Origin of the sequence: Micromonospora sp. WMMD723 (genome assembly GCF_049863385.1) — a bacterium.
In the GTDB taxonomy this organism is placed as follows: domain Bacteria; phylum Actinomycetota; class Actinomycetes; order Mycobacteriales; family Micromonosporaceae; genus Micromonospora; species Micromonospora wenchangensis.
The window spans coordinates 337,615-356,946 of record NZ_JBMKNR010000001.1 but is presented as its reverse complement, the minus strand read 5'-3'; the positions used below and the strand labels follow the sequence as shown (position 1 = coordinate 356,946).

Sequence of the window (19,332 nt, the reverse complement as noted above, 5' to 3'; positions counted from 1 at the left end):
GTCTGACACGTTCGTACTATTGCCTGCATGACGAACGTCCTGATCTCCGGTGGTGGCGTCGCCGGCCTCACCCTCGCCTGGTGGCTGCGCCGGCACGGGTTCCGGCCGACCGTCGTCGAGCGGGCCCCCGCGCTGCGCGCAGGCGGCTACAAGGTCGACATCCGCGGTGTGGCCCTGGAGGTGGTCGACCGGATGGGGCTGGGCGGCCAGGTCCGACGGCGCGACACCGGCATGCTCCGGACCCGGTTCGTCGACTCCCGGGGCGACACCCTCGCCGCCATGGACGCCAGCCTCTTCGGCGGGCGGGAGGGCGACGACGTCGAGATCATGCGCGGCGACCTGGTCGACATCCTGGCCGGAGCCACCACCGACGTCCCCCTCCTGCTCGGCGACTCGATCACCACCCTCACCCCGACCGCCGACGCGGTGCGGGTGGTCTTCGCCAGCGGCCACCGGCAGACGTTCGACCTGGTGATCGGGGCGGACGGGCTGCACTCGCAGGTGCGCCGGCTGGCCTTCGGCAACGACCCGGACCCGGTACGCCCGCTCGGCCACCACATCGCCGTGTGCACCGTGCCGGCCGGGTTCGGCCTCGACCGCACCGAACTGATGCACGTCGCCCCGGGCCGCAGCGTCGGCGTCTACCGCACCGCGGGCGCCCCCGACGCCCGCGCCCTGTTCCTCTTCCGGTCCCCGGCCGAGGTCCCCGCCCCCGGCGACGCCGCCGGGCGTCACGCGCTGCTGGCCCGGGAGTTCGCCGGTCTCGGCTGGCAGGTGCCCCGGCTGCTCGCCGCAGCCGCCGACGCCGACGACCTCTATCTCGACGCCATCAGCCAGGTGCGGATGGACCACTGGTCCACCGGCCGGATCGCGCTGGTCGGGGACGCCGCGTACGGACCGTCACCCGCCTCCGGCCAGGGCACCAGCCTCGGCCTGGTCGGGGCGTACACGCTGGCGGCGGCGTTGGCCCGGGCCGGCGGGGACCCGGGCGCCGGATTCGCCGACCACGAACGGCAACTGCGTCCCTTCGTCCGGGCCAATCAGGAGTTGGCCGAGCGCAACCTGCGTGGGATGGTGCTCGGTTCGACCGCCCAGATCCGCGTCCAGCTGACGATGCTGCGGCTGCTGCCCCGGCTGCCCGGCCGGGAACGGATGATCCGCCGGGTGACCGAGCCGATCCGCCGGGCGGCGACCGCGATCACCCTGTCCGACCCGGGCGTGCCCGGCGGAGCCTGAGCGGCCGACCGCCCGGCTCCCTATGCTCGGGGCATGGAACTGCGGATCTTCACCGAGCCCCAGCAGGGCGCCACCTACGACCAACTGCTCACGGTGGCCCGCGCCGCCGAGGACGCCGGCTACGGTGCGTTCTTCCGCTCCGACCACTACGTGGCGATGGGGTCGTCCACCGGCGAACCCGGCCCCACCGACGCCTGGACCACCCTGGCCGGGCTGGCCCGGGACACCACCCGGATCCGGCTCGGCACACTGGTCACGGCGGCCACCTTCCGGCTGCCCGGTCCGCTGGCGATCACCGTCGCCCAGGTCGACCAGATGAGCGGCGGCCGGGTCGAGCTGGGCATCGGCGCCGGCTGGTTCGCCGAGGAGCACACCGCCTACGGCATCCCGTTCCCGCCGGTGGGGGAGCGCTTCGACCGGCTGGAGGAGCAACTCGCCGTCATCACCGGGCTGTGGGCGACCCCGGCCGGTGAGCGGTTCGACCACGCCGGGAAGCACTACCCGGTCAGCAACTCCCCGGCACTGCCCAAGCCGGTGCAGCAGCCCCGCCCGCCGATCCTGCTCGGCGGCAAGGGACCCAGGCGCACCCCGCGCCTGGCCGCCCGCTACGCCGACGAGTTCAACCTGCCCTTCGTCTCGGTCGAGGAGACGGTGGCCCAGTTCGGCCGGGTCCGCGCGGCCTGCGCCGAGGCGGGCCGCGACCCGGGCAGCCTGCGCTGGTCCAACGCGCTGGTGCTCTGCTGCGGCCGGGACGACGCCGAGGTGGCCCGCCGGGCCGCCGTGATCGGTCGGGAACCGGCCGAGCTGCGGCAGAACGGCGTCGCCGGCACCCCCGCCGAGGTGGTCGACACGATCGGCCGGTACGCCGAGGCGGGCAGCGAGCGGATCTACCTGCAGGTGCTCGACCTGGCCGACCTGGACCAGCTGGAACTGGTCGCCGCCGAGGTGATGCCCCAGCTGTGACCCGGCCGGCCACCCATGGCGGCCGGCCGGGACGGTCAGTGGCGGCGGGCGCCCGGCTCGCGCAGCACCGTGTCCAACCGGCCGTCCCGGTCGCTGTCCAGGTAGGTGATGTCCGGTACGCCGTCGCCGTCCAGGTCGAACTGGACCACGTCGGCGATCCCGTCCCCGTCCAGGTCGGTCACCACCTGCGTCGAGCCGTCCAGGTGGTGGGTGACGATCGAGTGCGCCCCGCCCGGTGCCACCCGGGGTGCCGGTGCCGTCGTTGGTCCCGTCCGGTCCGGGTACGCCGACGGCGGGGCGCTCGCCGGCTCCAGGCCGACCCCGGTCGGGTCGATCTCCTCCTCGGACGGGTAGACGTCGCCGTGCAGGATCGGGTCGCGGTAGCTGCTCATCGCGCCATGGTTCCCCGTGGACGCCGTCGACAACCGTGCCGGATGGTGCACCGGACCGCGCTCACCGAGTTCGGCGTCGGACTGCGCGGGTACAGTTCCGACGTGGTCGACACACTGGTGGGACACGCCCGCGCGGCACTGGACTCGGACGACCCGGCGCGAGGCCGGCCGACCCGCGACGAGCTGGCCGCCGCCAGGGCGCAGGGCCTGCCGGTCAGCCCGCGCGGCTACGACGTCGGGCAGGTCGACGCGGCGCTGGACGACCTGCACGCGGCGCTGACCGAGGGCGACGACGCGTGAGCGGGGTGCCCCGGCACAACTGGGCCGGCAACGTGCACTACGCCGCCCGTGCCTTCCACCGGCCGACCACCCTCGACGAGCTGCGCCGGCTGGTCGCCGGCAGTGACCGGGTGCGGGCGGTCGGCAGCGGCCACTCGTTCAACCGGATCGGCGACACCACCGGCGACCTGGTCTCGCTGGCCGGGTTGCCGCCCACCGTCGAGGTCGACCGGGAACGCGGCACCGTCACCGTCGCCGCCGGGCTGCGCTACGGGGACGTGGCGACCCGGCTGCACGAGCAGGGGCTGGCCCTGGCCAACCTCGCCTCGCTGCCGCACATCTCGGTGGCCGGGGCGGTCGCCACCGGCACCCACGGCTCCGGCGACGGCAACCGCAACCTGGCCGCCGCCGTGGCCGGTCTCGAACTGGTCACCGCCGACGGGGACGTGCTCACCGTCGACCGGTCCGCCGGTGACCGGTTCGCCGGCATGGTCGTGTCGCTGGGCGCACTGGGCGTGGTCACCCGGGTCACCCTGGACGTGCTGCCCACCTTCACCGTCCGCCAGTACGTCCGCGAGGACCTGCCCGTCGGCGCGCTGGACACTGCGCTCGCCTCGGCGTACAGCGTCAGCGGGTTCACCACCTGGCGCTCGACGGACATCGACCAGGTCTGGCGCAAGCAGCTCGCCGACGCCCCGCCGCCGGAGCCGGACTGGCTCGGCACCACCCCGGCCGACCGGCCGGCGCACCCGGTGCCCGGAATGGACCCGGTGAGCTGCACCCCGCAGTTCGGCGAGCCCGGCCCGTGGCACGAGCGGTTGCCGCACTTCCGGCTCGGCTTCCTGCCCAGCAGCGGCGACGAACTCCAGTCCGAGTACCACCTGCCCCGCTCGGCCGGGGTCGGGGCGCTCGCCGCGCTGGCCGGGATGCGGGAGCGGATCGCGCCGGTGTTGCAGATCTGCGAGCTGCGCACCGTCGCCGCCGACGAGCTGTGGCTCAGCCCCAACCAGGGGCGCGACACGCTTGCCGTGCACTTCACCTGGGTCGACGACGCGGCGGCGGTGCAGCCGGTGCTGGCCGAGATCGAGTCCCGGCTCGCCCCGTTCGACCCCCGGCCGCACTGGGGCAAGGTCTTCACCCTCGACCCGGCCGTCGTCGCCGCCACCTTCCCCCGGTACGCCGACTTCGCCGCCCTGCTCACCGAGCTGGACCCGGCCGGGGTGTTCCGCACCGACCTGCTCGACCACTACTTCCCCCGCGCCTGACCACCCGACCGCAGCGGGCACCGGAAGTCGGGTCCGGCAGTTCCCGGTTGCCTAGCGTGGGTCAGGCACGCGGAAGGAGATCAGGTGCTGGAGCGGCTGAACGAGGCCCTGGCGTACGTGGAACGGCACCTCGACGCACCGGTCGAGGTGGCCGATCTGGCGCGGATCACCCTCACCTCGGAGTACCACTTCCGGCGGATGTTCTCGGCGTTGGCCGGGATGCCCCTGTCGGAGTACGTCCGCAGGCGGCGGCTCACCGTCGCGGCGGCCGAGGTGCTTGCGGGTGAGCGGACGTTGCTCGACGTAGCGGTCCGCCACGGGTACGGCTCGACCGAGGCGTTCACCCGCGCGTTCCGGGCGATGCACGGCATCGGGCCGGGTGAGGCGCGGCGTACGGGGGCCGTGTTGCACTCCCAGCAGCGGTTGTCCTTCCGGCTCGTCGTCGAGGGGAGTGGCAGCATGCGGTACCGGGTGGTGGAGAAGCCGGCGTTCCGACTGGTGGGTCGGCGGGCCCGGGTGCCCCTGGTGCACGAGGGGATGAACCCGGCGATCGTGGCGTTCGTCAGGGGCATCCCGGCGGAGACGACGGCCCGCATCGAGGCCCTGTCCGACCAGGAGCCGGCGGGCATCGTCAACGTCAGCGACCTGCTCGGTGAGGACCGGTCCGAGGGTGTCGAGCTGGACTACTGGTACGGCGCGGTGACCGGTGCGGACGTGCCGGACGACCTGGAGGCGCTCGACGTGCCGGCGGGGACCTGGGCGGTCTTCGCGGCCTCCGGGGAGTTCCCGGCGGCCGTGCAGCACCTGTGGCGGGACGTGTTCACCCAGTGGTTCCCGTCGAACCCGTACCGGAGCCGGCCGGGCCCGGAGATCTCCAGTGTCCGCATCGCGGCCGGTGGCACTCACGCCGACGCCGAGCTGTGGATCCCGGTGGAGCGGGCCGGCACTCCCTGATCGACACCATTGTCGGCGATGTTGCGTGGTCTGCATGCTGCGGATGCCGCAACATCGGCCCAGTTGCGGACCGCCCGGCGGGCGGCCGGGCGCGGCGGCCCGGCGGTCACCCGGTGGGGTGGGGGTGCAGGGTGCTGCGTTGGACGGCGCGGCTGATGTCGCTGGGGGAGACGATGCCGACGAGTTGGTCGCCGGTCACCACCAGGGCGCGGCCGTCGGAGCACTCGCTGAGGCGGGGGAGCAGGTCGTTGAGCTGCTCCTCCGGCCGGGCCAACACCAGGTCGTCGGCCCGGCAGGCGACCTCGGCCAGCGTGGTGGCGGCCCGCCGGTCGGGCGGCACGCCGCGTACCCGGTCCAGGGTGACCAGGCCGACCGGTCGGCCGTCCTCGGTCAACGGCAGCGCCGTGTGCCGGTAGGCGAACAGGTAGTGGTCGACGAAGTCGGCGACGGTCATCTCCGCCGACGCGGTCTGCGGCTGCGGGGTCATCACCTCACCGACCCGCACGCCGGTCAGCGCGCTGCCCAGCCGGGCCTGGCGCTCCTCCATCCCGGCCGCGCCGATCAGGAACCAGCCGATCAGCGCCAGCCACAGCCCGCCCACCCCGTAGCCGGCCAGGAACTGCCAGATGCCCAGGCCGATCAGCAGCACGCCGAGCACCCAGCCGGCGCGGGCGGCCACCACCGACGCCCTGACCCGGTCGCCGGTGGCCTTCCACACGGCGGCGCGTAGCAACCGGCCCCCGTCGAGCGGGGCGGCCGGCAGGATGTTGAACACCGCCAGCAGCACGTTGATCCCGGCCAGCCAGGACACCGAGCCGAGCAGCAGCCCCTCCTGCCCGGCCAGCGCCAGCAGCACCGCGATCGCCCCGAAGAACACCCCGAGAAGCAGGCTGACCAGCGGGCCGACCCCGGAGATACGCAGCTCCGCGCCCGGGTCGGCGGGCTCGCCGCGCAGTTCCGCGACGCCGCCGAACAGCCACAGCGTGATCCCCTCCACCTGGAGGCCGTTGCGTTTCGCCACCACCGCGTGCGACACCTCGTGGGCCAGCAGGCCGACGAAGAAGACCACCGCCGCCGCGAGCCCGGCCAGCAGGTACGCCCAGCCGGGCCGGTCGGGGTACGAGCGGGGGAACTGGTTGGCCGACAGCACCCACGCGATCAGCACGAAGATGACCAGGACGCTCCAGTTGACCCCGACGGGTACCCCCGCGATCCGGCCAAGCCGGAAGCTCGCCCTCATGCCCCGCTCATACCCGGCGCTGCCGCGCCCATGCCAGGCCGGCGCGACGGGTCCCCGCGTCCGGGCCCGGTCAGGGCCAGGGTCGAGGGCGGGTTGACCGGTCGGGAATACTGGACGGGGTGACGCTGATCGATGAGGGCGACGACCCGTACCGCTGGTTGGAGGAGCTGGACGCGGAGCCGGCCGCCGCCTGGGTCCGTGAGCGAAACGCGGCGACAGTCGCGGCGCTGACCGGCGACGACGCGTTCGTCGCGATGCAGGCCGAGATCCGGCAGGTGCTCGACGCCGACGACCGCATCCCGTACCCGGGCTGGCGTGGTGACGGGTTCTACTACGACTACTGGCGGGACGCGGCGCACCCCCGGGGGCTGTGGCGGCGTACCACGCTCGCGGAGTACCGGCGGCCCGAGCCGGCCTGGGACGTGCTGCTCGACCTGGACGCGCTGGCCGCCGCCGAGGACGAGAACTGGGTCTGGGACGGGGTGACGGTGCTGCGGCCCGGCCACCGCCGCTGCCTGGTCAGCCTGTCCCGGGGCGGCAAGGACGCGGTGGTGGTCCGCGAGTACGACCTCGACACCCGCGCCTTCGTGCCCGACGGGTTCACCCTCGCCGAGGCCAAGAGCGACGTCACCTGGATCGACGCCGACCAGATCTACGTCGGCACCGACCTCGGCCCCGGCTCGCTGACCGTCTCCGGCTACCCGAGGGTGATCCGCCGGTGGCGGCGGGGCACCCCGGTGAGCGAGGCCGAGATCGTCTACGAGGGGCAGGCCGACGACGTCTCCGCGTACGCCTCGCACGACCCGACACCCGGGTACGAACGGGACTTCGTCGGCCGCAGCCTGGACTTCTACCGGACCCGCAGCTTCCTGCTGACCCCCGACGGCGGGCAGGTCCCGGTGCCGGTGCCCGAGGACGCCCAGTGGGACGTGCACCGGGAGTGGCTGCTGGTCCGGCTGCGTACCCCGTGGGAGGTCGCCGGGGTCACCCACCCGGCCGGGGCGCTGCTGGCGACCCGGTTCGACGACTTCGTCGCCGGGGGCCGCGACCTCACCGTGCTGTTCGAGCCCGACGAGCGGACCGCGTTGGGCTACCACGTCTGGACCCGGCACCACCTGATCCTGGCCACCCTGGTCGACGTACACCGGCGGTTGGAGTTGCTGACCCCCGACGGCGCGTCGGGCTGGCGGCGGACGCCGCTGGCCGGGGTGCCGGAGGGCGACGAGCCCTGGATCGTGGACACCGACCCGGACCTCGGCGACGACTACCTGATCGCCTCCACCGGCTACCTGCGGCCGGCGTCCCTGCGGCTGGGCCGCGTCGGCGGACCGGTCGAGACCCTCAAGCGGGAGCCGGCGTTCTTCGACGCCACCGGCCTGACCGTGCGCCAGTTCTTCGCCACCTCCGCCGACGGCACCCGGGTGCCGTACTCCGTGGTCGGCGACCCGACGGCCGCCGCCGGGCCGACCCTGCTCACCGGGTACGGCGGGTTCGAGGTCTCGCTGACGCCGCACTACGACGGGGTGCTCGGCCGGGGCTGGTTGGCCCGGGGCGGCACCTACGTGGTGGCGAACATCCGGGGCGGCGGGGAGTACGGCCCGCGCTGGCACCGGGCGGCGCTACGCGAGAACCGCCCCCGGGCGTACGAGGACTTCGCCGCCGTCGCCACCGACCTGGTGGCTCGGGGGATCACCACCGCGCCGCAGCTCGGAATCGAGGGCGGCAGCAACGGCGGGCTGCTGATGGGGGCGGTGCTGACCCGCTACCCCACGCTGGTCGGCGCGGTGGTGGCGAACGTGCCGCTGCTGGACATGCGCCGCTACCACCTGCTGCTCGCCGGCGCCTCCTGGACGGCCGAGTACGGCGACCCGGACGACCCGGCCGACTGGGCGTTCCTGCGGGGGTACTCGCCGTACCACAACGTGCGGCCGGGGGTGACGTACCCGCCGGTCCTGTTCGTCACCTCGACCCGCGACGACCGGGTGCACCCGGGGCACGCCCGGAAGATGGCCGCCCTGCTGAGCGCGCACGGCCAGGACGTGTCGTACTACGAGAACGTCGAGGGCGGGCACGGCGCGGCGAGCAACAACGAGCAGCGGGCGTTCCTGTCGGCGTTGACGCTGCGCTTCCTGTGGCAGCGACTGAGCGGCGGTGACGGCGGGTCGTGACGGCGACGGGACCGAAGAGCCGGGGGTGTGCGACCGGGATCCGGACGACCGTGGCCGGGGTTCGTCTGAGGTCAGCGGCGGGACGGGCCGCCCGCCGTCGCCGGGGCCTGCGCCATCCGGGTCGCCCAGTCCAGGGCGTAGTCGGCGACCGCCTCCCAGCCCGGCTCGCCCACCGTGAAGTGGGAGCGGCCGGGGAACTCGTGGTACGCGGTGACCGCCCGCGACTTCTGGTAGAGCCCGGCGTTCGCCTTGACCAGCGACGGCGGGGCGACATGGTCCTCGCCACCGGCGATCAGCAGCAGCGGCGGCCGGTCGTCGCGGCCGGTGTCGACGGTCGCGGCGGAGTGCGGATCGAGGTTGGCGAACGCCCCCTCGAACAGCACGTGCCCGGCGGCGGGGACGGCGTAGCGCCGCCAGGCCCGGTCGGAGTCGTCCGGCTGGAGGGTGTTGCCGAAGGCGTACCGGAACTCGTCCGGGCTGATCTGCACCCCCCGGTGCCGGTTGACCGGGCTGCGCAGCACCGGGTACGACGCCCGCAGCGTGCTGATCGGTAGCCGGAGCACCCCCTTGACCGGTGCGGACGCGACCGCCACGACGGCCGCACCGAGCCCCCGGTCGGCCAGCACCTGGGCGACCAGGCCACCGAACGAGTGGCCGATCACGATCGGTGCGCCGGGCAGCTCGCGGATCACCGCCGCGTAGTGGTCGATGATCTGCCGCAGGGTGGTGCCGGCGATCGTGCCGGGGTCGGCGCGCAGCGCGGTCACCTCCCGGTCGAAGCCGGGCCAGGCGGGGGCGAGCACCCGGAACCCGCGTGCCTCGTACCGCTCGACCCACCCCTCCCAACTGCGTGGTGTCATCCACAGCCCGTGCACGAGCACCACCGTGTCGACCTGTTCGTTCGACGCGTTCCCCATGCGGTCCTCCCCGACCTCGCCGCGACTGCGGCGGCATACCCACCTTCCACCGCCCGATGCCCCACGCCGGGACCCGCCTGTCCGCCCGGGATGAGGGGCGAACGGTGCCGGGTGCGGGACGCCGGATGGTGGGAGACCGACATTCCTGTCAGGCATAAAAATGCCCAGCAGGCATACGACTCCGGCGCGGAACGGACACCGGGTGCGACACCGCTGACATTTGTCACGGGTGGAAGGTGACGGGCGGGCCGGGAAGGAGCCGGCCGGCGGGCGCACGCTCGGTGGCATGAGAAGTGAGTGTCCGGCCGTCGAGTTGAGCGGCCTGCGGAAGAGCTTCGGGCCGGTGACCGCCGTCGACGGGCTCGACCTGACCATCCACCCGGGCGAGGTGGTGGCCTTTCTCGGCCCCAACGGCGCCGGCAAGACCACCACGATCGACATGCTGCTCGGCCTGGCCCGTCCCGACGCCGGGGAGGTCCGGCTGCTCGGCGGCACCCCCGCCGAGGCCGTCCGCCACGGCCGGGTCGCCGCCGTCATGCAGAGCGGCGGCCTGCTCAAGGATCTCACCGTCGCCGAGACGGTACGGATGACCGCGTCCTTCTTCGGCCGGACCCGGCCGGTCACCGAGGTGCTGACCCGGGCCGGGATCGCCGACCTGGCCGACCGGCTCGTCGGGAAGTGTTCCGGGGGCCAGCAGCAGCGGCTGCGGTTCGCGTTGGCCCTGCTCTCCGATCCGGACGTGATGGTCCTCGACGAGCCGACCACCGGCATGGACGTCGAGGGACGACGCGACTTCTGGCAGGCGATCCGGGCCGACGCCCGGTCCGGCCGGACGATCATCTTCGCCACCCACTACCTCGACGAGGCCGACGCGTACGCCGACCGGATCGTGCTGGTCCGGCAGGGCCGGGTGGTCGCCGACGGCACCACCGCCGAGATCAAGAACCTGGCCGCCGGCCGGATCGTCCGGGCCACCCTGCCCGACGCCGACCAGTCCGGCCTGGCCGCGCTGCCCGGCGTGGAGGCCGTCGAGGTACGCGGCGACGCCGTGCTGATCCGTACCGGCGACTCGGACGCCGTCGCCCGGCACCTGCTCACCCGCACCGCCGCCCGGGACCTGGAGATCACCTCCCGCAACCTGGAGGACGCCTTCCTGGCCCTGACCGCCACCGACGCCACCCCGCCCGACGCCAACCCCGCCGAAGCCGCCCCCACCGCGACCGTTGGAGCCTGAGATGACCACCTCCGCCCTGACCACCCCCACCGCGGACCGCCGGCCGCCGGCCCTCGGCGGGTTCTCCCCGACGGTGCTGCTGATCGAGATGCGCCGGGTGCTGCGCAACCGGCGGACCCTGCTGTTCACGATGGTCATGCCGGCGGTGTTCTTCCTGCTGTTCGGGCTGCCGCAGCGCGGCGAGACACTGCCCAACGGCCGGCAGGTGCTCGCCTGGATCATGGTCAGCCTCGCCGTCTACGGGGCGATGGTGGCCACCACCAGCGCGGGCGCGGCGGTCGCCACGGAACGGGCCCTGGGCTGGAGCCGTCAGCTCCGGCTCACCCCGCTGCACCCGGCCGCGTACGTCGCCACGAAGGTCGCCACGGCGATGGTGCTCGGGCTGGTCGCGGTCGTGATCGAGTTCGCGGTCGGGGCCGCCGCCGGGGTCCGGCTGCCGGTGTCCGTCTGGCTGCTGGCCGGGTCGGCGGCCTGGCTCGGCTCGCTGGTCTTCGCCGCGCTGGGCCTGCTCATCGGCTACCTCGGCCCGGCCGAGAACGTCATGCAGTTCATGGGGCCGGTGCTCGCCCTGCTCGCCATGTTCGGCGGCCTGTTCCTGCCGGTGGAGATGCTGCCCGACGTGATGCAGCGGATCGCCCAGTTCACCCCCGTGTGGGGGGTGGGTCAACTGGCCCGCGCGCCGCTGACCGGTGACCCGGTGAGCGTCGGGGTGCTCGTCAACCTGCTCGGCTGGACGGCGGGCTTCGCCCTCGGCGCGGCCCGGCTGTTCCGCCGCGACACCCGGCGGGTCTGAGCGGTGGCCCGGCACCGGTGGGCCTGGACACTGGCCGGCGGGGACTAGCGTGGACCCGATGGACCTCCCGTTCGACAGGCCGTCGCCGGTGACCCGCCGCTGGCGGGTCACCGGCTGGCTGCTCGCCGGGGTGTGGCTGTTCTTCCTCAACATTCCGCTGTTCACCGCCGTACACCAGGCGCAACCCTGGCGGCGGGCGGTGGGGGTGGGCACCCTGGTCGTCTTCGGCGTGCTCTACGTGCTGATCTTCCAGTGGGCGCGCGGCCTGCGTCAGGCGCACCGGCCGATCCCGGTCGGTCGGGCGCGGGCGTCGGTGGGGCTGCTGCTCGCGTTCGGCCTGGCCGGCATCCCCGGCACCGCGGGGGACTGGCTGACCACCCTGGTCTTCGTCGCGGCGGCGGCGGTGTTCCTGCTGCCCCCGGTGGACGCCCTGGTGGTGGTCGTGCTGTGCGCGCTGACCCCACCTGTCGCCGCCGCGCTGGTGCCCGGCTGGCAGGCGGAGAGCACCGTCGTCTTCGCGGTGCTGCTCGCCTCGTTCGCCATGTTCGGGGTGAGCCGGCTGGCGCAGCGCAACGGCGAACTGCGGGCCGCCCAGGCCGAGATCCGCCGGCTCGCGGTCGCCGAGGAACGCGCCCGCACCGCCCGCGACCTGCACGACATCCTCGGGCACTCGCTGACCGTGGTGGCGGTCAAGGCGGAGCTGGCCGGGCGGCTGCTGGAGCTGGACCCGGCCCGCGCCGGCACCGAGATCGCCGACGTCGAGCGGCTGGCCCGGCAGGCGCTGGCCGACGTACGGCGTACCGTCGGGGCGTACCGGGAGATCAGCCTGAGCGGCGAGCTGGCCGGCGCCCGGACGGCGCTGGCGGCGGCGGGCATCGACGGTGACCTGCCCGACGACCTGCCGGCGCTGCCGGCGGCGCGGGAGGAACTGTTCGGCTGGGCGGTCCGGGAGGGAGTGACCAACGTGGTGCGGCACAGCGGCGCGCGGCGGTGCGTGATCCGGGTGCACCCGGACCGGGTGGAGATCGCCGACGACGGGTGCGGCCCGGCCGGCGACGGTGGGGCCGGCCCGCAGCCGGCCGGCGACGGCGGGCACGGGCTGCTCGGCCTGCGGGAACGCGTCCGACGGCTCGACGGCACCGTGACGGTCGGCCGGCGGCCGGACGGCACCGGGTTCCTGCTGCGGGTCACCGTGCCGGTGGAGCAGCGGTGAGCGACCCGATCCGGCTGCTGCTCGCCGACGACCAGGCGCTGGTCCGGGGTGCGCTCGCCGCGCTGCTGTCGCTGGAACCGGATCTCGACGTGGTGGCCGAGGTGGGTCGGGGCGACGAGGTGGTGGACGCGGCCCGCCGTACCGGCCCGGACGTGGCGCTGCTCGACGTGGAGATGCCGGGGCTGGACGGGATCGCCGCGACCGCCGCGCTGCGGGCCGCGCTGCCCGGCTGCCGGGTGCTGGTGGTGACCACCTTCGGCCGGCCCGGCTACCTGCGACGGGCGATGGAGGCCGGGGCGGGCGGCTTCGTGGTCAAGGACACCCCGGCCCGGCAACTCGCCGACGCGGTCCGCCGGGTGCACGCCGGGCTGCGGGTGGTCGACCCGGCGCTGGCGGCGGAGACCCTCGCGGCGGGGACGAGCCCGTTGACCGAACGGGAGACGGCGGTGCTGCGGGCGGCCCGGGGCGGTGGCACGGTGGCCGACCTGGCGGCGGCGCTGCACCTGTCCGAGGGGACGGTCCGCAACCACCTGTCGGCGGCGATCGGCAAGACCGGCGCCCGCAACCGGGCCACCGCCGTCCGGCTCGCCGAACAGAACGGCTGGCTGCTCGGCGACTGAACCGGCGTCGCGGTGCCGGGCGGTCGCGGTGGTGGCGGTGCGGGGCGACCGGGCTCAGGACGTGGTCAGGGCGTCGACGACGACGAGTTCGGTGCCGGGGCGTACCTCGTCGAGGAGGGTCCGCTGGGCGCTGCGGGTCAGCCGGATGCAGCCGTTGGTGACGTCCTCGCCGAGGGTGTCGTCGTCCTGCCAGCTGTGCAGGCCGATGTGCGCGCCCCGCAGCCCGGTGGGTACCGCCTCCGGGTCGTCGGGGACGGCGCCGAGGGCGAAGACGTCCACCCCGCCGTAGACCGGTTCGGGGGGTGGCGTGGTGCCGAGGATGAAGGTGCGGCCGAGGGGGGTCTCCTGGCCGGGCTGGCCGAGGCTGACCGGCCAGGTGTGCACCGGCCGGCCGTGCCGGTACCAGGTGAGCTGGTGGGTGCGCCGCTGCACCACGATCTGGTCGCGCAGGACGACCGGACTCCAGCCCCCGTCGGGCAGCCAGGCCAGTCGACGGCTCGCCGAGGGCAGCAGGACCGCCGTCCAGCCGGTACGCCGCTGCACCACCGGCATGGTCAGCTCCACCCCGCTGATGGTGGGGGCGAGCAGGGCGCGGGGGCGTCCGCCCGGTGCGTCGTACGCGGCGATGTTCCGGGTCGGGGTGACGCCCTCGGTCAACGGGGTGACGTCGAGCGGCTGCGGGTCGGCCGGGAAACCGGCGGGGGCCGGGTCGTAGTCGATCACGGGTAGGCCGGGCGGGGCCGGCGCGGCGGGCGGCACGGTCTCGTCCTCGTGCGGGACGGCCACGGTCGGTGGCGGGGCCGCCGCCCGGCGGGTCGGGGCGGGTGCGTCGGAGCGCAGCGCCACCCCGACGAGCAGGGCCGTCACCAGCAGGGCCGGTACGCCGACGACGGCGACGAGCGGCCCCCGGCCCCACCGATCGATCATCCGGTCAAAAGCCACGAAACCACTCTAAGGGGCAGGTAGCTCCACCCGGTGCGAATCGTCCCGACGGGCCCCCGATCCCCGGCCGTCCACGCGCCGGGACGTCGTACGCCGAGCCTTACACGCGTCCCGGACCGGGGTGGTTCGACGATCCGCCGAGAATTTTCGGCGGCGGCACTGATCCGTACGCGCCGGAGGTCCGTACTGGAGGTGGGAGCAGGGTCGGCCGGTGGTGGCGCCGCCGTTAGACGATCGAGGAGCAGATGGCCCGGGCACAGCAGAACGAGAAGGCGGCGACCGTCCGGACCTCCACCAGCAGCCGTGGTGTCCGGACAGTGTCGAAGGGCACGATGGCGCTGATGGTGGCGTCCGCGCTGGGGCTGCTGTGGGCCGGGGTCGAGATGACCGGCAACGGCGCGGCGATGTACGCGTACGGCTTCTTCTTCACCGAGTTCTTCGCCGGGGTGGTCGCCCTGGTGTCGCTCAGCCTCACCGTGATGATGGGCCTGCTCGCCACCGACCGGCTGGTCCTCATGATCCGGCACCGGGTGCTCCTGCAGTCCGCGCACCGGGCCACCGGCATCCTCGGCGTCGTCGGCCTGGTCTTCCACGTCATCACCAAGATCGCCATCGGTCGGGCCGGACCCACCGACGCCGTGGTGCCGTTCATCGGTGGCAGCGGGCTCTACGTCGGGCTCGGCACGGTGGCCGCCTTCCTCATGGTGAGCGTGCTGTGGACCGGCATCGTCCGGGTCCGCTTCGCCGGGGTCGGGCCCAAGTGGTTCTGGCGCAGCCTGCACTCCCTGGCGTACCTGTCCTGGCCGTTCGCCCTGTTCCACGGCCTCAACGCCGGACGCGCCGCCAAGTCCTGGGTGGTGCTGAGCTACCTGGCCTGCGTCCTGCTGGTGGTGGTGGCGCTGATGGTGCGGCTGTCGGTCTACCTCGGCAAGCGCAGCCGCGAACAGCAGCAGGCCGCCGCGCTGAACAAGGCCATGACCGGCAAGGGCGTCGACGAGGGCAAGGGCCGGACGCTGCTCACCGGGCTCGGCCGCAAGAAGGAGGAGGAGAAGGAGACCCGGAGCAGTTGGGCCGAGGCCGCCCTCGCCCCGTCCTGGAACGCGCCGACCGGCAGCGCCCGGCGTCGGGACCCCGAGCGGTTCACCGTCCCGGTCGTCCCCGAACCGGGCACCCTGCGTGAACCCGTCCGGGGCGGCCGGGGTCGTACCAGCCAGGAGACCGCGCCGGCACCCCGCCGCGAGCGCGACCTGGAACCGGCCGCGCGCCGCCGGACCGTCGAGCGGGACGACCGCGACGAGCGGCCCCGCCGCCGCGACGAGGACGTCGCCCCGGTGTCCGGTGGTCGCCGGTCCCGGTACGAGGAGGACGTGGCCCCCGTCTCCGGTGGTCGCCGGTCCCGCTACGAGGAGGACGTCGCGCCGGTGTCGGGCGGTCGGCGTGCCCGGTACGAGGAGGACGTGGCCCCCGTCTCCGGTGGTCGCCGGTCCCGCTACGACGAGGACGTCGCGCCGGTCTCCGGCAGTCGCCGCCGCGACCGCGACGAGGACGTCGCCCCCGTCTCCGGTGGCCGGCGTACCCGCTACGAGGAGGACGTGGCCCCGGTGTCGGGTGGTCGGCGTGCCCGGTACGAGGAGGACGTGGCCCCGGTGTCGGGCGGTCGCCGGTCCCGGTACGAGGAGGACATCGCCCCCGTCTCCACCGGTCGCCGGGTCCGGCGCGACGACGACGTGGCCGCCCGCTACTCGGCCCCGCCCCGGCGGCGCACCGAGGAGCCGGAGGAGCCGTGGGACAGCCCGCGCCGCTGGGAGGACGCCAGCCGGCCCGTCTCGGCCGAGCCCATCTCCGCCGCCCCGCGCAGCGGCTCCGGCCGGCACAGCGTCGAGGCCGACGTGCCGGAGGAGCCGGACTACTGGCGTCCGCCGGCCCGCTACGTCGCCGACGACATCCCCGTCGACGACACCCCGACCCTGGTCGACCTGGCCTCCCGGCGGGCCCGCAAGGCCACCGGCGACAGCCGCAGCCGGCGCAAGGGCAAGGCCAACGCGGACGCCGTCGACGGGGCGTACTGGGCCGGGCTGCGCGGTGAGGCCAAGTGATGCGCACGAAGGTCCCACCGGTCGCCTGCATCGGCGAGCCCCGGCTCACCGCCGGCTTCGCCGAGTTCGGCCGGCTCGACCTGATGGCCCACGAGATGGAACACGGGCCGATCGGCCCGATGGAACCGGCCAACCTGCTCCGGCTGGCCGAGGCCATCCAGCTCAAGGGCAAGGGCGGGGCGGGTTTCCCGTTCTACCGCAAGTTCAAGGCGGTGCTGGAGTCCTGCGAGCGGCAGGACCTGCCCGCCGTGGTGGTGGTCAACGCCACCGAGGGGGAACCGGCGAGCTGGAAGGACAAGGTGCTGCTCACCCGGGCCCCGCACCTCATCCTCGACGGCGCCGCCCTGGCCGCGTACGCGCTGGACGCCGAGGAGATCGTGCTCTGCGTCGCCGACGACCTGATCGGCCGGGACTCGCTCACCGACGCCCTCGCCGAACGCCGGATGCCGGTGCCCACCACCATCGTCACCGTGCCGCACCGGTTCATCTCCGGCGAGGGCGGTGCGCTGGTCAACGGGATCAACGGACTGCCGCACATCCCGCCGGGCACCAAGAAACGGTCCAGCGACTCGGGCGTCCGCAACCTGCCCACCCTGCTGTCCAACGCCGAGACGTACGCCCAGGTGGCGATCGCCGCCCGGCTCGGCCCGTACGAGTACGCCGCGCTCGGCACCGACGACGAGCCCGGCACCGTGCTGCTCACCGTCACCGGCCAGGCCAAGCGCGCCGCCGTGGTGGAGTGCGCCGCCGGCACCCCGCTGCGGGACATCCTCGACCTGTGCGAGGTGCCGGAGGGGCCGGGCATCCTCATGGGCGGCTACCACGGCCGCTGGATCACCTGGGAGGCGGCACAGCGGGCCGAGATCACCCGCAAGAGCCTCACCAGCGTCGGCGGCACCCTCGGCGCCGGCATCATCATCCCGCTCGGCCGGGACACCTGCCCGCTGGGCGAGGCCGCCCAGGTGGTCCGCTACCTGGCCGGGGAGTCCGCCGGCCAGTGCGGGCCGTGCAAGCGCGGCCTGCCCGACCTGGCCCGCGCCGTCGACCTGGCGGTCTCCGGCAGCGCGCCGGTGGAGGTGGTCCGGGCCGCCGCCGGTGACGTGAAGGGCCGGGGCGCGTGCAGCCACCCCGACGGCACCTCCCGCTTCGCCCTCTCCGCGATGGAGGTGTTCGCCGACGACCTGCGGCAACACACCACCGGTGAGGGGTGCGGCAAGCGGGTCAAGGGCGTGATGGGGCTGCCCGGAGCGCCCGACGCCAACCCCCGCAAGCTCACCCTGGACTGGTCCCGCTGTGACGGGCACGGGCTGTGCGCCCACGTCGTACCGGACTTCATCCGGCTCGACGGCAACGGTTACCCCGCCTTCCCGTCCACCCCTGTGCCGACCTGGCTGAAGGAAGGTGCGATGAAGGCGGTCAAGGTCTGTCCCGAACTCGCGCTGCGGCTGGTCGAGGCCGAGTAGCACCACCGAGAGGAGCACCGGATGCGGTCGTCGTCGTCACCCAGCAACGGGCCGGAGGGTCGACCGGCCGCCCGACTCGCCCTCGCCGCCACCCTGGCCGGCACCCTGCTGGCCGCCTCGGCCTGCGCCGTCGGGCCGACGTCGACGCAGCCGGCCGCCGAGGTGGCCGTCCCGGTCGCCGCACCGTCGTCCGTAGCGCCGTCGTCCGCCGCGCCCGCCCCGACCGGCGCACCCGCCGTGGTGCCCGACGCGCTGCGCTTCACCGCCAGGACCCTCGACGGTACGGCGTTCTCCGCCGCCGGGCTGGCCGGCCGCCCGGTGGTGCTGTGGTTCTGGGCACCCTGGTGCGCCACCTGCGCCAGCCAGGCGTGGACGGTCGCCGAGATCGCCCCGAAGTACCGGGACACCGTGCCGATCGTCGGGGTCGCCGGCCTCGGCGAGCAGAAGGCGATGCGCAGCTTCGTCACCGAGTTCGAACTCGGCGGCACCACCCAGATCGACGACCGGGCCGGCGCGCTGTGGCGGCGCTTCGAGATCGTCGAACAGAGCACCTTCCTGATCATCGACCGGGAGGGGAAGGTCGTCCACCAGGGCTTCCTCGACGGCGAGGACCTCACCCGCCGGGTCGCCGCCCTGGCCGGCTGATGACCGGCCCGCTGCTGCTCGCGCTGACCGCCGGGATGCTCGGCGCGGTCAACCCGTGCGGCTTCGCGATGCTGCCGGCGTACCTGTCGCTGCTGGTCGCCGGGCCGGCGGACGGTCGGGGCGCGGTCGGCCGGGCACTCACCGCTGCGGCCGGCCTGACCTGCGGGTACGTCGTGGTGTTCGGGGCCTTCGGGCTGGCCGTCGCACCGTTGGCGGACTGGCTGCGCCCCCGGCTGCCCTGGCTGACCGTGGCCCTCGGGCTGGGCCTGCTGGCGCTCGGGTTGTGGCTGCTCGCCGGTCGCCGGCTGCCCACCCCGCGCCCGTCGGCCCGCGCCCCCCGGCTGACCCGTTCGCTGCCGTCCATGGCGCTGTTCGGCATGGCGTACGCGCTGGCGTCGCTGAGCTGCTCCATCGCCCCGTTCCTGGCGATCGTGGTGACCAGCCTCCAGGCCGGCTCGACCCTGCGCGGGCTGGCGCTGTTCGTCGCGTACGCGATCGGGATGGGCCTGGTGGTGGCGGTGGCGGCGCTCGGCGTGGCGCTGCTGCGCGGCCGGGTGGTGCGTGGGCTGCGCGGCGTCGGCGCGTGGGTGCCCCGGCTCAGCGGCCTGGTGCTGCTCGTCGCCGGCGGCTACGTCGCCTGGTACGGCTGGTACGAGGTCCGCCTCGCCCAGGGTCGCCACGACGCCTTCGGTGACCCGGTGGTGGTCGGCGCGGCCCGGATCCAACGGATGCTGGTGACGGCGCTGGACACGGCCGGCCCGGCGGTGCTCGCCGGGCTGCTCATCGTGCTGCTGGGGGTGGCGGCGCTGCTGCACCGCAGCCGCACCCGGGCCGGTGACACCGAACGGGTGTGACCGTGAGGCCGGTCGTCGCCGGGTGGTGGGTGCGGTGAGGGGCGGGAGCCCGCAGGCC

Annotated in this window: 18 protein-coding genes; 14 read left to right on the top strand and 4 right to left on the bottom strand. The window is 74.5% G+C overall.

Translation table 11 applies throughout. The annotated features are described in order from the left end of the window. The first annotated feature begins 27 nt into the window (after window positions 1–27). Together ACN261_RS01615 and ACN261_RS01610 are read left to right on the top strand one after the other, a co-directional pair. Window positions 28–1,236: an FAD-dependent monooxygenase gene (locus ACN261_RS01615; RefSeq protein WP_425848021.1), complete on the top strand. Its 1,209-nt coding sequence runs from the start codon at window positions 28–30 to the stop codon at window positions 1,234–1,236. Between the two features lie 33 nt (window positions 1,237–1,269). Beyond that, the gene (locus ACN261_RS01610; RefSeq protein ID WP_421483651.1) at window positions 1,270–2,199 is read left to right on the top strand and encodes an LLM class F420-dependent oxidoreductase; all 930 of its coding nucleotides are present in this window, start codon (window positions 1,270–1,272) and stop codon (window positions 2,197–2,199) included. A gap of 35 nt (window positions 2,200–2,234) precedes the next feature. Here ACN261_RS01610 and ACN261_RS01605 read toward each other — a convergent pair whose 3' ends face one another. Then, window positions 2,235–2,591: a thrombospondin type 3 repeat-containing protein gene (locus tag ACN261_RS01605; protein WP_421483650.1), complete on the bottom strand. Its 357-nt coding sequence runs from the start codon at window positions 2,589–2,591 to the stop codon at window positions 2,235–2,237. A 42-nt stretch (window positions 2,592–2,633) separates the two neighbouring features. On the opposite strand from ACN261_RS01605, the gene ACN261_RS01600 reads away from it, so the two are divergent. The 3 genes from ACN261_RS01600 to ACN261_RS01590 all read left to right on the top strand — a co-directional run bounded on the left by ACN261_RS01600 (window position 2,634) and on the right by ACN261_RS01590 (window position 5,089). Continuing rightward, complete coding sequence (locus ACN261_RS01600; RefSeq protein WP_425848017.1) at window positions 2,634–2,891, top strand: DivIVA domain-containing protein; 258 nt, start codon at window positions 2,634–2,636, stop codon at window positions 2,889–2,891. A gap of 5 nt (window positions 2,892–2,896) precedes the next feature. Beyond that, the gene (locus tag ACN261_RS01595; RefSeq protein ID WP_421486892.1) at window positions 2,897–4,135 is read left to right on the top strand and encodes an FAD-binding protein; all 1,239 of its coding nucleotides are present in this window, start codon (window positions 2,897–2,899) and stop codon (window positions 4,133–4,135) included. An 84-nt stretch (window positions 4,136–4,219) separates the two neighbouring features. Next, a complete protein-coding gene (locus ACN261_RS01590; RefSeq protein WP_425848014.1) occupies window positions 4,220–5,089 on the top strand; it encodes an AraC family transcriptional regulator in 870 nt (289 codons plus the stop codon). Between the two features lie 106 nt (window positions 5,090–5,195). Here the strand turns inward: ACN261_RS01590 and ACN261_RS01585 are convergent, their stop codons facing one another. Continuing rightward, window positions 5,196–6,329, bottom strand: a complete 1,134-nt coding sequence (locus ACN261_RS01585) for a site-2 protease family protein (protein ID WP_421483647.1) — start codon at window positions 6,327–6,329, stop codon at window positions 5,196–5,198. A 119-nt stretch (window positions 6,330–6,448) separates the two neighbouring features. On the opposite strand from ACN261_RS01585, the gene ACN261_RS01580 reads away from it, so the two are divergent. Beyond that, entirely contained in the window at window positions 6,449–8,497 is a 2,049-nt protein-coding gene (locus tag ACN261_RS01580; RefSeq protein WP_425848012.1) for a prolyl oligopeptidase family serine peptidase, read from the top strand. A 71-nt stretch (window positions 8,498–8,568) separates the two neighbouring features. On the opposite strand, the gene ACN261_RS01575 is transcribed toward ACN261_RS01580, so the two are convergent. Beyond that, window positions 8,569–9,414, bottom strand: coding sequence for an alpha/beta hydrolase (locus tag ACN261_RS01575; RefSeq protein WP_421483645.1), 846 nt, complete (start codon window positions 9,412–9,414; stop codon window positions 8,569–8,571). A gap of 286 nt (window positions 9,415–9,700) precedes the next feature. Here ACN261_RS01575 and ACN261_RS01570 point away from each other — a divergent pair, with 286 nt between their 5' ends. From ACN261_RS01570 to ACN261_RS01555, 4 genes are read left to right on the top strand one after another with little or no spacing between them, the layout of a single operon-like run. Further along, window positions 9,701–10,648, top strand: coding sequence for an ABC transporter ATP-binding protein (locus tag ACN261_RS01570; protein WP_425848009.1), 948 nt, complete (start codon window positions 9,701–9,703; stop codon window positions 10,646–10,648). Window position 10,649: 1 nt separating this feature from the next. Then, entirely contained in the window at window positions 10,650–11,441 is a 792-nt protein-coding gene (locus tag ACN261_RS01565) for an ABC transporter permease (RefSeq protein ID WP_421483643.1), read from the top strand. Between the two features lie 58 nt (window positions 11,442–11,499). Beyond that, a complete protein-coding gene (locus tag ACN261_RS01560; protein WP_425848006.1) occupies window positions 11,500–12,654 on the top strand; it encodes a sensor histidine kinase in 1,155 nt (384 codons plus the stop codon). Further along, window positions 12,651–13,274: a response regulator transcription factor gene (locus tag ACN261_RS01555; RefSeq protein WP_088647048.1), complete on the top strand. Its 624-nt coding sequence runs from the start codon at window positions 12,651–12,653 to the stop codon at window positions 13,272–13,274. Before ACN261_RS01560 ends, ACN261_RS01555 begins: the two co-directional genes overlap by 4 nt. A 54-nt stretch (window positions 13,275–13,328) precedes the next feature. On the opposite strand, the gene ACN261_RS01550 is transcribed toward ACN261_RS01555, so the two are convergent. Then, window positions 13,329–14,216: a L,D-transpeptidase gene (locus ACN261_RS01550; protein ID WP_421483641.1), complete on the bottom strand. Its 888-nt coding sequence runs from the start codon at window positions 14,214–14,216 to the stop codon at window positions 13,329–13,331. 245 nt (window positions 14,217–14,461) lie between these two features. Here ACN261_RS01550 and ACN261_RS01545 point away from each other — a divergent pair, with 245 nt between their 5' ends. Genes ACN261_RS01545 through ACN261_RS01530 form a run of 4 tightly spaced genes read left to right on the top strand, consistent with a single transcriptional unit; the run spans window position 14,462 to window position 19,274 of the window. Beyond that, window positions 14,462–16,312, top strand: a complete 1,851-nt coding sequence (locus ACN261_RS01545; RefSeq protein ID WP_421483640.1) for a hypothetical protein — start codon at window positions 14,462–14,464, stop codon at window positions 16,310–16,312. Next, window positions 16,309–17,775, top strand: a complete 1,467-nt coding sequence (locus tag ACN261_RS01540) for an NADH-ubiquinone oxidoreductase-F iron-sulfur binding region domain-containing protein (protein ID WP_421483639.1) — start codon at window positions 16,309–16,311, stop codon at window positions 17,773–17,775. Before ACN261_RS01545 ends, ACN261_RS01540 begins: the two co-directional genes overlap by 4 nt. A gap of 21 nt (window positions 17,776–17,796) precedes the next feature. Continuing rightward, window positions 17,797–18,420: a TlpA family protein disulfide reductase gene (locus ACN261_RS01535; protein ID WP_421483638.1), complete on the top strand. Its 624-nt coding sequence runs from the start codon at window positions 17,797–17,799 to the stop codon at window positions 18,418–18,420. After that, window positions 18,420–19,274 carry a cytochrome c biogenesis CcdA family protein gene (locus ACN261_RS01530; RefSeq protein WP_421483637.1) on the top strand — a complete coding sequence of 285 codons (855 nt, stop codon included), beginning with the start codon at window positions 18,420–18,422 and terminating at the stop codon, window positions 19,272–19,274. The genes ACN261_RS01535 and ACN261_RS01530 overlap by 1 nt, the downstream gene beginning before the upstream one ends. Window positions 19,275–19,332: the final 58 nt, after the last annotated feature.

Excerpts from the sequence above, each read along its gene's own strand:
- ACN261_RS01615 (WP_425848021.1), top strand. The coding sequence starts at position 28 with ATGACGAACGTCCTGATCTCCGGTGGTGGCGTCGCCGGCCTCACCCTC.
- ACN261_RS01610 (WP_421483651.1), top strand. The coding sequence starts at position 1,270 with ATGGAACTGCGGATCTTCACCGAGCCCCAGCAGGGCGCCACCTACGAC.
- ACN261_RS01605 (WP_421483650.1), bottom strand. The coding sequence starts at position 2,591 with ATGAGCAGCTACCGCGACCCGATCCTGCACGGCGACGTCTACCCGTCC.
- ACN261_RS01600 (WP_425848017.1), top strand. The coding sequence starts at position 2,634 with ATGGTGCACCGGACCGCGCTCACCGAGTTCGGCGTCGGACTGCGCGGG.
- ACN261_RS01585 (WP_421483647.1), bottom strand. The coding sequence starts at position 6,329 with ATGAGGGCGAGCTTCCGGCTTGGCCGGATCGCGGGGGTACCCGTCGGG.
- ACN261_RS01575 (WP_421483645.1), bottom strand. The coding sequence starts at position 9,414 with ATGGGGAACGCGTCGAACGAACAGGTCGACACGGTGGTGCTCGTGCAC.
- ACN261_RS01570 (WP_425848009.1), top strand. The coding sequence starts at position 9,701 with ATGAGAAGTGAGTGTCCGGCCGTCGAGTTGAGCGGCCTGCGGAAGAGC.
- ACN261_RS01565 (WP_421483643.1), top strand. The coding sequence starts at position 10,650 with ATGACCACCTCCGCCCTGACCACCCCCACCGCGGACCGCCGGCCGCCG.
- ACN261_RS01560 (WP_425848006.1), top strand. The coding sequence starts at position 11,500 with ATGGACCTCCCGTTCGACAGGCCGTCGCCGGTGACCCGCCGCTGGCGG.
- ACN261_RS01545 (WP_421483640.1), top strand. The coding sequence starts at position 14,462 with ATGGCCCGGGCACAGCAGAACGAGAAGGCGGCGACCGTCCGGACCTCC.
- ACN261_RS01535 (WP_421483638.1), top strand. The coding sequence starts at position 17,797 with ATGCGGTCGTCGTCGTCACCCAGCAACGGGCCGGAGGGTCGACCGGCC.
- ACN261_RS01530 (WP_421483637.1), top strand. The coding sequence starts at position 18,420 with ATGACCGGCCCGCTGCTGCTCGCGCTGACCGCCGGGATGCTCGGCGCG.